This is a genomic window from Pseudomonas sp. TWR1-1-3, assembly GCF_049896805.1.
Taxonomy (GTDB): domain Bacteria; phylum Pseudomonadota; class Gammaproteobacteria; order Pseudomonadales; family Pseudomonadaceae; genus Aquipseudomonas; species Aquipseudomonas bubulae.
This window is the reverse complement of record NZ_JAFCUZ010000001.1, coordinates 1,249,378-1,263,125: the sequence shown is the minus strand read 5'-3', so window position 1 is coordinate 1,263,125 and position 13,748 is coordinate 1,249,378. Positions and strand designations below refer to the sequence as shown.

15 protein-coding genes are annotated in these 13,748 nt (G+C 58.1%); 11 read left to right on the top strand and 4 right to left on the bottom strand.

The annotated features are described in order from the left end of the window. Positions 1–26: 26 nt before the first annotated feature. Positions 27–803, bottom strand: a complete 777-nt coding sequence (locus ACP7BE_RS05600) for an IclR family transcriptional regulator (RefSeq protein ID WP_095003333.1) — start codon at positions 801–803, stop codon at positions 27–29. A 171-nt stretch (positions 804–974) separates the two neighbouring features. On the opposite strand from ACP7BE_RS05600, the gene ACP7BE_RS05595 reads away from it, so the two are divergent. The 3 genes from ACP7BE_RS05595 to ACP7BE_RS05585 are packed head-to-tail and all read left to right on the top strand — an operon-like array spanning position 975 to position 3,741. After that, positions 975–1,736 (top strand): ABC transporter substrate-binding protein, encoded by a 762-nt coding sequence (locus ACP7BE_RS05595; protein ID WP_095018695.1) that lies wholly within the window; start codon positions 975–977, stop codon positions 1,734–1,736. Positions 1,737–1,795: 59 nt separating this feature from the next. Then, positions 1,796–2,452 carry an amino acid ABC transporter permease gene (locus ACP7BE_RS05590; RefSeq protein ID WP_095003335.1) on the top strand — a complete coding sequence of 219 codons (657 nt, stop codon included), beginning with the start codon at positions 1,796–1,798 and terminating at the stop codon, positions 2,450–2,452. Further along, entirely contained in the window at positions 2,449–3,741 is a 1,293-nt protein-coding gene (locus tag ACP7BE_RS05585; protein ID WP_296302467.1) for an NAD(P)/FAD-dependent oxidoreductase, read from the top strand. Before ACP7BE_RS05590 ends, ACP7BE_RS05585 begins: the two co-directional genes overlap by 4 nt. Positions 3,742–3,785: 44 nt before the next feature. Here the strand turns inward: ACP7BE_RS05585 and ACP7BE_RS05580 are convergent, their stop codons facing one another. Together ACP7BE_RS05580 and ACP7BE_RS05575 are read right to left on the bottom strand one after the other, a co-directional pair. Further along, positions 3,786–4,007: a YgdI/YgdR family lipoprotein gene (locus ACP7BE_RS05580; RefSeq protein WP_426105067.1), complete on the bottom strand. Its 222-nt coding sequence runs from the start codon at positions 4,005–4,007 to the stop codon at positions 3,786–3,788. Between the two features lie 177 nt (positions 4,008–4,184). Further along, positions 4,185–4,859, bottom strand: a complete 675-nt coding sequence (locus ACP7BE_RS05575; protein ID WP_095003338.1) for a histidine phosphatase family protein — start codon at positions 4,857–4,859, stop codon at positions 4,185–4,187. A 260-nt stretch (positions 4,860–5,119) separates the two neighbouring features. On the opposite strand from ACP7BE_RS05575, the gene ACP7BE_RS05570 reads away from it, so the two are divergent. The 8 genes from ACP7BE_RS05570 to ACP7BE_RS05535 all read left to right on the top strand — a co-directional run bounded on the left by ACP7BE_RS05570 (position 5,120) and on the right by ACP7BE_RS05535 (position 13,131). Then, entirely contained in the window at positions 5,120–5,824 is a 705-nt protein-coding gene (locus ACP7BE_RS05570) for a YoaK family protein (RefSeq protein ID WP_095023745.1), read from the top strand. A gap of 80 nt (positions 5,825–5,904) precedes the next feature. Further along, the gene (gene hutC / locus ACP7BE_RS05565) at positions 5,905–6,657 is read left to right on the top strand and encodes a histidine utilization repressor (RefSeq protein WP_426105064.1); all 753 of its coding nucleotides are present in this window, start codon (positions 5,905–5,907) and stop codon (positions 6,655–6,657) included. Positions 6,658–6,949: 292 nt separating this feature from the next. Next, positions 6,950–8,110 carry a CaiB/BaiF CoA transferase family protein gene (locus ACP7BE_RS05560; RefSeq protein ID WP_426105062.1) on the top strand — a complete coding sequence of 387 codons (1,161 nt, stop codon included), beginning with the start codon at positions 6,950–6,952 and terminating at the stop codon, positions 8,108–8,110. After that, positions 8,107–9,249, top strand: coding sequence for an acyl-CoA dehydrogenase family protein (locus ACP7BE_RS05555; RefSeq protein ID WP_095026677.1), 1,143 nt, complete (start codon positions 8,107–8,109; stop codon positions 9,247–9,249). The genes ACP7BE_RS05560 and ACP7BE_RS05555 overlap by 4 nt, the downstream gene beginning before the upstream one ends. Before the next feature lie 77 nt (positions 9,250–9,326). Then, positions 9,327–10,754 carry a purine-cytosine permease family protein gene (locus tag ACP7BE_RS05550; protein ID WP_426105060.1) on the top strand — a complete coding sequence of 476 codons (1,428 nt, stop codon included), beginning with the start codon at positions 9,327–9,329 and terminating at the stop codon, positions 10,752–10,754. 36 nt (positions 10,755–10,790) lie between these two features. Then, positions 10,791–11,540, top strand: a complete 750-nt coding sequence (locus ACP7BE_RS05545) for an electron transfer flavoprotein subunit beta/FixA family protein (protein ID WP_086796624.1) — start codon at positions 10,791–10,793, stop codon at positions 11,538–11,540. 2 nt (positions 11,541–11,542) lie between these two features. Beyond that, positions 11,543–12,472, top strand: a complete 930-nt coding sequence (locus ACP7BE_RS05540) for an electron transfer flavoprotein subunit alpha/FixB family protein (protein ID WP_426105057.1) — start codon at positions 11,543–11,545, stop codon at positions 12,470–12,472. Positions 12,473–12,669: 197 nt separating this feature from the next. Further along, on the top strand, positions 12,670–13,131 hold the full coding sequence (locus tag ACP7BE_RS05535; RefSeq protein ID WP_094999985.1) for a hypothetical protein: 462 nt from the start codon (positions 12,670–12,672) through the stop codon (positions 13,129–13,131). A 52-nt stretch (positions 13,132–13,183) separates the two neighbouring features. Here ACP7BE_RS05535 and ACP7BE_RS05530 read toward each other — a convergent pair whose 3' ends face one another. After that, positions 13,184–13,513 carry a hypothetical protein gene (locus tag ACP7BE_RS05530; protein WP_094999986.1) on the bottom strand — a complete coding sequence of 110 codons (330 nt, stop codon included), beginning with the start codon at positions 13,511–13,513 and terminating at the stop codon, positions 13,184–13,186. Positions 13,514–13,748: the final 235 nt, after the last annotated feature.

Below are 13,748 nucleotides of genomic sequence, written 5' to 3'. Positions count from 1 at the left end.
GCTCCCACAGTCGTCGTATATACGGGCTACAGCGTCCTGATCGAGTTGCTGATCCCGCGGGCGCACTGAATCACTGTAGAGGCCAGTTTTTCTTCGGCTTCTTCCATGCTCCAGCGGCTGCTGGGCACCACCACATGCACCGCCGCGACCGGCAGGCCGTTACTGTTGAAAATCGGCGCGGCAATGGTCATGTCACCCAGAAACATCTCTTCCTTGTTGGTGGCATAGCCCTGTTTGCGGCTGATCTGCACCCGTTCAAATATGGCGTCGGCATCGGTAATTGTATGGCGTGTCAGTTCGATCAGCTGGCTGTCTTGCAGCACACCACGGATTTCATCATCTGCCAGGCCACTTAGGTAAGCACGCCCGCCACCTGTGCAGTACATGGGGATACGGCTGCCGATAGGCATATGGATCGGGATAAATTTCGGCGCGACGAAACGTGACACGTAAACCATGTCCAGTCCGTCGGGCTCGGTCAGGTTGACCGTCTCGCCGGTGATCTGGTTAAGCTCGGCCAAGTAGGGGTTTGCCACATCTACCAATATATCGGCGGCCAGATAGTTGTAGCCGATCTCCATAACTTTGGGCGTTAACTGGAAGCGCCGGCTTTGCGGGTGTTTGCGTACATACCCGAGTTCTTCAAGGGTATGCACCATGCGTTGGGCCGAGCTTTTGCTGATGCCTGCCACCAACGCTATATCTGCCAGGGTCATGGTGCGCCGCGCCGCGCCGAAACCGCGAAGTACGGCCAGGCCCTTTTCCAGTGACTGGTTGAAAAGAGGGTTGTTGTTATCGCTCATGGCGCATCCTTGGCTTGTTTCAGGTCTATAAGTATCGATATGCGATACTTATAAATCTCTTTACGATTTAAGTAAATTGGTTATAGTCGATGGCGGCATTTTGCACCAGAGGCTGCAGGGGTTGTTGAGTGCCGTATCGCAACAATAAAAGCGACCACAGGGAGATTCGCTATGCACAAACCTTTTCAAGTGCTGACGCTGGTATGCGCAATGGCTGCCGGGTTGATTGGATCAGCCAGCGCTGTTGCAGAGCCTGTCTATAAAGTCGGGGCGACAGCAACGGGCATCCCGTTCACCTTCCTCGATATCAAGAGCGGGAAAATCCAGGGCATGATGGTCGATGCGGCCGAGGCGGTGGGCAAGGCTGGCGGGTTCGACACCGAGATCCAGCAAACCACCTTTGCGGCTCTGATCCCTTCGTTGACCACCAACAAGATCGACCTGATTTCCGCCGCCATGCTCAAAACCCCAGAGCGTGAAAAGGTTGTGCAGTATTCCGATCCGATTTTCAGCTACGGCGAAGGCCTGATCGTCAAATCTGACGACCCGAAAGAATACAAAACCATGGATGACCTGGCCGGTGAAGTGGTCGGCGCCCAGGTTGGTACGGTCTTTCTCGATGCGCTGAACAAGCACGGCGGCTTCAAGGAAGTGCGCAGCTACGACTCCATTCCTGACCTGATGCGGGACCTCAAGCTGGGCCGTATCAAGGCGGCATTCGGTGATCGCCCGATCATCGCCTACCAGTTGGCCCAGGGTAAAAACCCGGACGTAAAACTGTCGAGCACCTATGTGCCGGTGGTGATGGGCGACGTATGCCTGGTGATGCGCCAGGGCGATGCCGAGAAGCTGGCGCAGGTCAACAAGGGCATTGCCGCCATCAAGGCCGACGGCTCGCTGCAACGCATCATCGAGAAGTGGCAACTGAACTGATGATCCTGTGGCCCCCGTGTTGCGGCGGGTCACTTCTTGTAGCGGTGCGCAGGTAGTTTATGTTTCTCCAGGACGCGTTGGACTTTCTTCCAATTCTGCTCAAAGGCGCAGTGGTCACTGTGCAGGTCACTGCAGGTTCGTTCCTGCTCAGTTCAGTGATTGGCCTGCTGTTTGCGCTGATGATGGTTTCCAAGATTCGCGCCATCGCATTGTTCGCCATCGGCGTGGTCAATGTGATTCGCGGGCTGCCGATCATCGTGCAGCTGTTTTATATCTATTTTGTGTTGCCCGACTTCGGTATCCAGCTCAGTGCCATGCAGGCTGGCGTGATCGGTTTGGGCATTGCCTATTCGGCCTATCAGGCCGAGAACTTTAGGGCGGGGATCCAGGCCATCGACCTGGGCCAGATCGAGGCCGCCGAGTCGTTTGGCATGCGCGGTCTGCTGATCATGCGCCGGATTGTGCTGCCCCAGGCATTTCGCATTGCCTTGCCGCCCTATGGCAACACGCTGGTGATGATGCTCAAGGACTCCTCGCTGGTGTCGACCATCACCGTGGCGGAAATGACCCGCCAAGGGCAACTGATTGCGTCTTCGACCTTTGAAAACATGACGGTCTACACCCTGGTTGCGTTGCTCTATCTGTCGATGAGCTTGCCGCTGTCCTATGGCTTGCGTCGTCTGGAAGGCCGCTTTGCGCTGCGGAGGCGTACATGAAAGCACCCTCGAAATTGATCTTGCCACCTTCCCTCTGGTCCGCTACGGCGCGCCCCGCGGCTCTGACCCAGGCACTGGCGGAAAACAAGCGGGTGGACGTGGCGATTGTCGGTGCCGGGTACACCGGGCTGGTGACTGCACTGCGCCTGGCAGAGTCGGGTGTCAGTGTCTGTGTGCTGGATGCGGGTGAGCCGGGTTGGGGCGCTTCGGGGCGCAACGGCGGGCAGGTCATCCCCGGCCTCAAATACGACCCCGATCAGTTGCTTGAGCGTTTTGGCGCTGAGCGTGGCGAGAAAATTATCGAAACCTGCGGCGGTGCCGCAGATGAAGTGTTTTCGCTGATTCGCGAATACGGCATTGCGTGTGATGCCACGCGCAAGGGCTGGATTCAGCCGGCCTTTTCCAGCGCGACGATGAAGACTCTGGAGGGTCGTGCCCGCCAGTGGCAACAGCGCGGTGTAGCCGCCGAGTTGCTGGACAGTGACAGCGTATGCCAGCGTATCGGTACGCACAATTACGTGGGTGGCTGGGTTGACCCGCGGGCTGGCAGCTTGCACCCGCTTAACTATGCTCGCGGCCTGGCCAGGTCGGCACTGGGGCGTGGCGTGATGATTCACAGCGATAGCCGGGTGACGGACTTGCGCCGCATCGGCACGCAGTGGCAACTGACCACCGCACAAGGTCATAGTGTGACGGCCGAGCGTGTGGTGCTGGCTACCAATGGCTATACCGATGGCTTGTGGCCAGGGCTGCGGCAAACCGTGCTGGCGGCCAACAGTTTCCTGATTGCTACCCGACCACTGTCGCCGGAGCTGCGCAAAACCATTTTGCCGGGCGGGGAAGTGTGCTCCGATGCGCGGCGCCTGCTGCTGTACTTCAAGCAGGATGCCCAGGGGCGTGTACTGCTGGGTGGGCGTGGGCCGTTTGCCGAACCGCGGCGTGCCGAAGACTGGGCACACCTTGAGCGCTCATTGATCAGCGTGTTTCCGCAGTTGGCAGGCGTGGCGATCGAATACCGCTGGAGCGGGCGTGTGGCGCTCAATCATAGTGTGTTGCCACAGTTGCATGAGCCGCAGCCAGGCCTGTCGATCCTGATGGGCTACAACGGCCGCGGCATTGCGATGGCGACAACCTTGGGCAAGCATCTGGCGGCGCGAGTTTCGGGGGCCAGCAATGACTTCCCGTTCCCTGTCACGCCGATGCGCAGAATTCCCTTCCACAGCTTGCAGCGCCTGTATGTGGCGGCGGGTATCAGTTACTACCGGTTGCTGGATGCCCTGAACGGGTAAAAGCAGGGGCAAGCGTCAACAGCCTTGGCGCTTGCCGCTGATCTTCAATCCGCCTTGATCGTTGATACATCCTCGGCCCTGACCTTTATGTGCTTGCCTGCTATATCGACGAACTCATAGAAACCGTCCTTGTTGGTGGTAGTGGGCAGGTCCTTGGTCAGGTATTGCGTGCCGTTTTGCAGGGTCACAACGCTCGGGGTCGCGCAGCCTGCCAGTCCCAGCAAGGCCACTAAAAGCAGGGGTAATCCGGTAACCTTGATCTTCATGCATGTACCTTGAGCTGTTCGCAAGTTGGAGATGGGTCGCGCCGGGGTTGTTCGAGCAGCCAGCGCTGGAAAGTCAGTGTGGCATCTGACAGCGTTTTTTGCCGAGAGTGCGCCGGATGATCGGCATTTGTGCTGAAAAATTCAACCGCGCCGTGATCCCGGTGCGGGTGGATCAGATCAGGTCGGGCACGCCCTGGAGCCATTGTTGAGGTCCTGTTTGTCGACGCGACTGAGCAGGCTGGCCTTGCCGTCTTTCCAGGTCAGGGTCAACACATACAACGAGTCAAAGTCGCCACCGGACCAGTCTTCGGTCAACGAGGTCTTCTTGCCCAGCGCCTGACTGGCGACACTGTTGATCAGTTCCGGCAAGTAGCCATGGGACCAGGCGGTGTAGATCGTTGAGCTGTGATACTGGTCGTCGGTCAGCTCTTTGGCCAGTTGGCGGGTATCGTTGGCCGAATACTCCAGATTGATCGGCAAGCCCAGTTTGATGGCGCTCGGGTTGATGGTCATCAACGGCCGTACGTAGCTGTAGGCATCATCATTGGCGCCTTCTTCAACCTGGCGCGAAGGGTTGGCTGCAAACACGTAGTCAGCCTTGCCATAGCGCTGTGGCAACAGGGTGGCCAGGTCAATCGCGCGGTTCAGTCCCTGGCAGGTGAGCTGGCCGAGGCCATCGGCGGGTTTTTCCGCATGGCGCAAAAACACCAGGGTTTGCACACCGTCTACCGGCTGGGCAAAGACGTCATCCGCATGTACCGCCAGCGCAACAGCGCCGGCAATCAGTAACAGCGGGATAGCCGCCAATGCATAGGGCTTGAGTCGAGGTTTAATCCAAACAGACTGGGTCATGGGATTCTTCTGCATACATCTGTTAAGGCTGACTGGCCTGGCACAGTGGGCATGGCAGCCCCTGTGTTGATCCTTGTCATTACTGCAAACCTGAGCCTCTTATCCTTGGCAGAAGCGTTTATTAGATGCCTTTTTCACAATTGGTTCGATTTTACCTGCGCTAGATCGGTAATTGTCCTGCAGGGTGAATGCTATGGTGGCTTTTTTGTATGACAAAATCGTTCACTCTTTAGTCTGGTATTCCTACAGAGGCTTGCGCCATGCTTCCAGCGCCACTGCGAAAACCGAGCAATCCCGTGCATCTTCGAGTACGTGCCTGGCGCGGCCGGGTAGGGCTGGCCATGGTGGCGAGCCTGTCGGTGCTGGCGGGCATGACGGACGCCATCGGCTTTTTGGCCACCGGTGATTTTGTCTCATTTATGAGTGGCAACACCACGCGCCTGGCGGTGGCCGTCGGTGACGGTGACCTGCATATGGCGTTGCGCCTGCTGCTTGCGGTACTGGCGTTTATTGTCGGTAACGCCCTGGGGGTATTGCTGGGGCGCTGGGGCGGACGGCGCGCCTTACCCTTGATGCTGGTGATTGCGGGGTTGTTGTGTGCGGCAGCTTTGCTGCCGTTTGCCAGCCAGGTGCCGGCGTTGCTGGCAGCCATCGTGGCAATGGGCATGCTCAATGCTGCGGTGGAGCAGGTCAATGGCCTGCCGGTGGGCCTGACCTACGTGACCGGGGCATTGTCGCGTTTTGGTCGCGGGCTGGGCCGCTGGTTGCTGGGTGAGCGGCGCAGTGGCTGGCGCGTGCAACTGGTGCCCTGGACCGGGATGTTGCTGGGTGCAGTGCTGGGTGCCTTGCTGGAGGCGCAGTTCGGCCTCCAGGCCCTGCTGTTCAGCGCCGGTTTTGCGGCTGTTTTGGGCGTGTTGTCGTTGCGCATACCTCGTCGTTGGCAACGGGATTACATGCCGCGTTAATCCCTCGTTTTGCTTGACCCGGGCTGCGCGTAAACTGGCGCAGCCCGGCTGCATGCCCAGCCCTACGAACAGGAGTCGTTGTGTCCAAGTCAGTCGATGACAATTCATCCCTTGCGCCATTTTCCATCGAAAGCCCGGCACCGCTATATGCCCGGGTCAAACAGGCCATAACGCAAAAAATCCGTTCAGGGGCCTGGCTGCCCAATGCCAAGTTGCCGTCTGAGAGTGAACTGCTTGCCCAGCTGGGGGTGAGTCGCATGACCATCAATCGCGCATTGCGTGAGCTGACCATCGAAGGGCTGCTGGTGCGCATGCAAGGGGTGGGCACCTTCGTCGCCGTGCCCAAGGGCAATGCGGCGTTGTTCGAGATTCGCAATATCGCCCAGGAAATCGCTGATCGTGGCCATGTGCACCGCTGCGAAGTGATTGTGCTCGAAGAGGTCCCGGCCAAGATCACGCCGGTGTTGCCCTTTGCCCTGGACGGGGTCAAACGCTTATTCCACTCTCTGATGGTGCACTACGAAAACGAGGTGCCGGTGCAGATCGAGGAGCGCTATATCAATGCCGAGATCGCCCCTGAGTACCTGCAACAGGACTTCACCCGCACCACAGCCTATGCCTACCTGATGAACCTGGCGCCACTGACCGGCGGCGAACATGAGGTGGAGGCGATTCATGCTACTTCCGCGCAATGCCGCCTGTTGAACGTAAAGCGCAACGAGCCATGCCTGCTGATTCGCCGCCGGACCTGGGCTGCACAGGGGTTGGTGGGGTGTGCCCGGCTGGTCTATCCGGGTTCGCGCTATCGCCTGCAAGGGCAGTGCGGTAACTGAGTGCTCGCGGGTGGCCCCGTGTTACTCGCGTTACTTTTGGTGCATTTTTGTTACCTTCCCGCCTGTTTATGCCCAAAGTTGCGGCAGTTTTCTGAATTTTTTCTGTGCGCTCATATTCCGTATTAAATAGTTATTATTTTTTAACTATTTGATTTAAATAGCTATTTATCTTGATTTTGTACGTACCTGGTTGATCTCGTTCAGGTGTTGGCCCTTCACTTGCATTCACTTGTACATACAGGTTGGTATAAGTGTGCACCTTTGTGCCGCTTGAGCATTTGAGGATGTGAAAATGAACGACAGTCCGTTTACCCGACAACTGCAAGGTGTGCGTGTGCTGGATGTCAGCCGCGTGCTGGCCGGGCCGCATTGCACCGCGATGCTGGCTGATCTGGGGGCCGACGTCATCAAGTTCGAAGTGCCCGAGGAGGGTGATGATGCCCGCCATCTGGGTCCGTTTCTGAACGGCGAAAGTGTCTACTTCGGGCTGATCAATCGCGGCAAACGCAGCGTTGAAATCGATTTTAAAAACCCGGCCGACCGCCAGCGTTTCTACGAACTGGTGGCCGATGCCGATGTCGTGGTCGAGAACTTCCGCCCCGGTGTCACTCAACGCCTGGGCATCGATTTCGACAGCCTCAAGCAGCACAACCCGCGGCTGATCTACGCCAGTATTTCCGGCTTTGGCCAACAAGGCCCGCTGTCCAGTCGCCCGGCTTATGACATCGTCGCGCAGGCCATGTCCGGGCTGATGAGCGTTACCGGTTTCGCTGCTACCGGGCCGACCCGCAGCGGCGAGGCCATCGGCGATCTGTGTGCCGGGGTGTATGCAGCCTGGGCAATCAGCTCGGCGCTGTTTGCCCGCGAGCGGCATGCCCCGGGGGCCCAGTACATCGATGTGGCCATGTTCGACGTGTTGTTCAGCCTGCAGATGACCGGTCTGTCCAACCTGTATGCAAACGGTGTGGCGCCGGGGCTGGTGGGTAACCGGCATCCGGTATCGACGCCGTTTGATAGCTATCGCGCGGCAGACGGTCAGGTGGTGATTGCAGTGGCCAGCAATCGCTTGTTCGAGCGCCTGTGCCAATGCATGGGCCAGCCGGAGCTGGCCACCGATGCGCGCTTTGTCAACGATACCCAGCGCACCCTGAATGAGCCGGCGTTACGCGCTGTTATCGAGGCCTGGACCACACAGCACAAGGTTGAACAGTTATGCGACGGCCTGCTCGATGCCGGAGTGCCGTCTTCACCGGTGTGGGATCTGGCCCAGGCTGCGGGCAGTGAACATGCCCGTGTACGCCAGTTGCAGTTCCAGCCCGAGGGCAGCGTATTGCCGCTGGTGCCGCAACCGGTGTTCTTCAATGGCCGTAAACCCCACGCCATCACCATTGCCCCCCGATTGGGCGCAGACAACGCCGCATTTGGCTTGAACAAAGCAGGAGAGAAAGCATGAACTTTGAAATGAGCGCAGAGGAAATGGCCGTAGTTGAAAGTGCCGAGCAAGTGGCGCGTGAGGTAATTCAGCCGCTGGCCCAGCACTACGATGAAACCGAAACTTTTTGCCTGGCCAGCATCCGGGCGTTGAGCGATCTGGGTTGCATGGGCGTCAACCTGCCAGAGCAATATGGCGGCCTGGGCATTGGCAGCCTGGCGATGAGCCGCGTGGTGGAAGCAGTAGCGGGTGCCTGTGCCTCTACCGCTTCGGCCATGACTGCGCATTTTCTGGCCACGGACTCGATCCTGCTGGGCGGCACCGAGGAACAGAAACATGAGTGGCTGCCACGGGCAGCCAGCGGCGAATTGCTCGGTGCCTTTGCCCTGACCGAGCCTGCGGCGGGCTCCAACCCGGCGGATATGCGCAGCCGCGCCGTACGTGAAGAAGGTGGTTGGCGGGTGCGCGGCAACAAGCACTACATCACCAATGCCAGGGAAGCCGATTTTATTGTGCTCTACGTCAAGACCGACGCAGATGCAGGCCACAAGGGCATCAGTGCCTTTATGGTGCCCCGGGGCACGGCGGGCATCAGCTTCTCCAGTCCGGAAAAAACCATGGGCCTGCGTGGCAGTACCATCTATGAACTGGCGCTGGACTGCTGGCTGCCCGAATCGGCACTGCTCGGCGTAGAAGGCCAGGGGTTCAACACGGCCATGGCGGTGCTGGACCGTGGGCGGGTGGAAGTGGCAGCCATGTCGCTGGGGATTGCCAATGCCGCCCTGCAAGCCAGCCTGAGCTGGGTGCGTGAACGGCAGATCGGGCCCAAACCGCTGGCCGCTTATCAGGGCACGCAATGGCGCCTGGCTGATATGTATGCGCAGCTCGAAAGCGCGCGCATGCTGACCATGAAAGCTGCTGCCCGGCGTGACAGCGGCGAGCGTTTCAGCCTCGACTCGGCCACCGCCAAACTGGTCGCTGCCGAATGCGCCGGGTTTATCACCGATGCTGCGCTGCAACTGCACGGTGGCTATGGCTACAGCCGGGATTTGCCGCTGGAACGCTATGTTCGTGATGCGCGGATCTTGCGGATTTTTGAAGGCACCTCCGAGGTGCAAAAAATCATTATCTCCCGTGCCCTGCTCGACGCAGCCAGATAATCCGCCGGCCAAGGATTGGAAAAGTCTTTCCCAAAACAACACGGCGCACCCCGGGTGCCAGCCTGAAGGAACTGCTTATGTCCACGCTCAACCAAGATTCACCGCGGGCCTCGCTGGTCGAACAGCGCTCTATCGATTACATCCCTGAGTCAGAGCGCCATGGGCGTCTGTTCAGCCAGTTCACCTTGTGGTTCGGGGCCAACCTGCAAGTCACTGCGATTGTCACCGGAGCCCTGGCCGTGGTGCTGGGAGGGGATGTGTTCTGGTCGCTGATCGGCCTGCTGATCGGGCAAGTGCTGGGCGGCACCATCATGGCGTTGCATGCGGCGCAGGGGCCCAAGCTGGGCCTGCCGCAGATGATCTCCAGCCGGGTGCAATTCGGCGTCTATGGCGCCGTGATCCCGATTGTGCTGGTGTGCCTGATGTATGTCGGTTTCTCGGCCAGCGGCTCGGTGCTGGCCGGGCAGGCGGTGGGGCAACTGGTGGGGGTGAGTGACTCGTGGGGCATCCTGATTTTTGCTGCCCTGATCGTGCTGCTGACCATTCTGGGCTATCGCACCATTCACATGATCGGCCGTGTGGCGAGCGTGGTCGGCGTGCTGGCGTTTTTCTACCTGTTCTACACCCTGATTGCTCAGAATGACATTGGCCTGTTGCTGAGCAATAAACACTTTACCCTGAGCAGTTTTCTGTTGGCGATATCGTTGTCAGCCTCCTGGCAGATCGCGTTCGGGCCTTATGTGGCGGACTACTCGCGTTACCTGCCGTCCAGCACCTCGTCGCTGAAAACTTTTCTGGCAGTGGGGCTGGGCTCTGTCGTCGGCTCGCAAATATCGATGGTTTTCGGTGTGTTTGTGGCTGCCCTGGCCGGTAGCCAGTTTGCCGGGCATGAGGTGGCCTACATCGTCGGCATGGGGGCGAGCGGGGCGATGGCGGCGCTGCTGTATTTTTGCGTGGTGTTCGGCAAGGTGACCATCACTACGCTCAATGCCTACGGCAGTTTCATGTCCCTGGCCACCATCGTCAGCGGCTTTCGCGGCAACCATGAAATCTCCAAGGTCTTACGCCTGTTTTACATCCTGCTGATGGTAGGTTTTGCCACTGCTCTGGCCTTGCTTGGGCAGCATTCGTTCCTCAAGGATTTTTCGGCGTTTATTCTGTTTTTACTGGCTTTTTTTACGCCGTGGAGCGCGATCAACCTGGTGGACTTTTACCTCATCAGTAAAGAGCGCTATGACGTACCGGCGCTGTCTAACCCGAATGGCCGATACGGGCGCTGGAACCTGCGCGGTATTCTGGTCTACGCCTTCGGGGTGGTGGTGCAGTTGCCGTTTATCGCCACCAGCTTTTACACCGGGCCTCTGGTGGAACACCTGGGGGGGACTGATATTTCCTGGATCATCGGCCTGACGCTGCCAGCGCTGGTGTACTACTTCGTGGCACGCAACTCGGGGCAGTCGGTGCCGGATCAACTGATTTTGCCTGTTGAGCCCGCGACGGTTTAAGAGGTTTCCAATCAAGTAGCCATAGAGGGAGCAACAATGAAGGTGCTGGCCTGTATCAAACGAGTGGTCGATTACAACGTTAAAGTGCGCGTCAAAGCGGACAACTCCGGCGTTGACCTCGCCAACGTCAAGATGTCGATGAACCCCTTCTGCGAAATCGCCGTGGAAGAAGCCGTACGCCTGAAAGAGAAAGGCGTTGCGACTGAAATCGTCGTCGTCTCCATCGGCCCGACCACCGCTCAGGAACAGCTGCGTACCGCGCTGGCGCTGGGTGCTGATCGCGCCATTCTGGTCGAGTCCGCCGAAGATCTGACCTCGCTGGCCGTGGCCAAGCTGCTCAAGGCCGTTGTCGACAAGGAACAGCCACAGCTGGTGATCCTGGGCAAACAGGCCATCGACAGCGACAACAACCAGACTGGCCAGATGCTGGCTGCGCTGACCGGTTTCGGTCAGGGTACGTTCGCGTCCAAGGTTGAAGTGGCAGGCGACAAGGTTGCCGTGACCCGTGAAGTAGACGGTGGCGCGCAAACCGTTTCGCTGAGCTTGCCGGCGATCATCACCACCGACCTGCGTTTGAACGAGCCGCGTTATGCGTCCCTGCCAAACATCATGAAAGCCAAGAAAAAGCCGCTTGAAGTACTGACGCCAGACGCGTTGGGTGTTTCGACTGCTTCGACCCACTCGACCCTGAAAGTGGAAGCCCCGGCTGCACGCAGCGCGGGTATCAAGGTCAAGTCGGTGGCTGAACTGGTCGAGAAACTGAAAAACGAAGCGAAGGTAATCTAATCATGACTATCTTGGTAATCGCAGAACACGACGGCAAGGCACTGGCTCCGGCCACGCTGAACACCGTAGCCGCTGCCGCCAAAATCGGTGGCGACATCCACGTTCTGGTTGCAGGCCAGGGCATTGGCGCTGTAGCCGAAGCAGCTGCGCAGATCGCTGGTGTGGCCAAAGTTCTGGTTGCTGATAACGCGGCTTACGCCCATCAGTTGCCGGAAAACGTTGCGCCATTGGTTGCAGAGCTGGGTGCTGGCTACAGCCATATCCTGGCCGCTGCCACCTCCAACGGCAAAAACATCCTGCCGCGCGTTGCTGCGCAACTGGACGTTGATCAGATCTCCGAGATCATTTCGGTGGTTAGCGCCGACACCTTCACTCGTCCGATTTACGCCGGTAACGCCATTGCCACCGTACAGTCCACTGCGCCGGTCAAAGTGATCACCGTACGCGCCACCGGTTTCGACCCGGTTGCTGCGCAAGGTGGTTCGGCAGCGGTTGAAGCGGTTGCAGCGGTTCACGATGCAGGCACTTCGTCGTTTGTTGGCGAAGCGCTGGCCAAATCGGACCGCCCGGAACTGACCGCTGCCAAAATCGTCGTCTCGGGCGGTCGTGGCATGCAGAACGGTGACAATTTCAAGTACCTGTATGCGCTGGCCGACAAGCTGGGCGCTGCTGTTGGCGCATCCCGCGCCGCTGTGGACGCAGGCTTTGTACCCAACGACATGCAGGTTGGCCAGACCGGCAAAATCGTTGCGCCACAGCTGTACATTGCGGTCGGTATTTCCGGCGCGATCCAGCATCTGGCCGGGATGAAAGATTCCAAGGTGATCGTTGCGATCAACAAGGACGAAGAAGCACCGATCTTCCAGGTGGCCGATTACGGCCTGGTAGCGGACTTGTTCGAAGCTGTGCCTGAGCTGGAACAGGCGATCTAACTTCTGTAGGGGGGCGGGTTCATCCGCTCCCGCAGGAATAAAGCCATCTGCTTGCAGCACAACTTTTGCCACAATCCGTTTTGTAGTTGCATAGATGCAAGTACAAGTTCGAGTGTAGATTCCCGACGGTAATATCCCATCCTTAATTACGTTGTATCGAGGGTAAGACTATGTCGGGTAACTTCTCCAGGAATGTAATGAATACTCTTGTGGTTGCGCTTAGTTTGGCGTTTACCGGTTCTGCACTGGCCGATACGGCAGTCAATGATCCGCTGTATATAACCGGCAACTATAAATGCACAGGGTTTGACAGTCATGACGGGGCCTTCAAGGGCGACCTGAGTGTCAAAGTGAATGATAAATCCAGCAACTTCAGCCAGAACTTCGGCGCTTATACCTTCACGCTTGAAGTGGATCTTGGAGGCGACAAGGCCACTTATTCAGGCTACGCCGCCGCCCAGGGTCAGCAATTGGCAATGTATTTTGCCAATGACAGCCAGGAGGCCGCCACGGATCGAGGCATCGGGCTTGCGACCATTACCCGTGACCAGGACAGCAAGGGGCAATACACTACCACGCTGCACAAGTCATACTATGCGCCCGACTACAATGGCGGTGGCCATGGTACGGAAACATGCATTAAAACCCCGCAAGTTTGAAATTGAAAAAGCCCCGGAGATTATCCGGGGCTTTTTTGTACGGCCCGGGTTATCAGCTGTAGCTGTTAACTTTTACCAGGGCAGGCTCGGTTTGAGCCTTTTGCCAGGTCAGGGTCAGGGTTTGCAGCACGCGCGCCATATAGTCGCTATCGGCCGCAGCCTTCTTGCCCACGTAGCCTTGGCCACGGCGGTACATTTTGAGGTGGGCGCGCATTTGTGGACGTTCCTCCTCGAATCTGGTTTCTTCCTTGCACGACGTCACAGGATCGATACGTACATCACCGGCTTCGCTGATCCACAGGATATGGTCGTTCAGCGTGTCTTTCTGGGCGGCGAAGAGTCGAGCCAGCTCGTTAACAGTCGGTTGGTTATTCAGGTTCATGGCTAACTCCTTGACTACTCGTTGATCTGTCTAATTGATTCGCGCAACTGCACATGCAGCGCTACGTAGTGTCCATCCAAAGCAGATCTGTCTTGAGTTCGTCATATGTAGTAGTAAAACCCGGCACTACATACAGAGCGTAAAGCGAAGGAGAGCAGCGTGAACCAGGATGCCTGAGTGACATGACGCATCAGCCACAAGCTTCTTGAGGACGTTTCGCTAGCCCCTGTCGTCT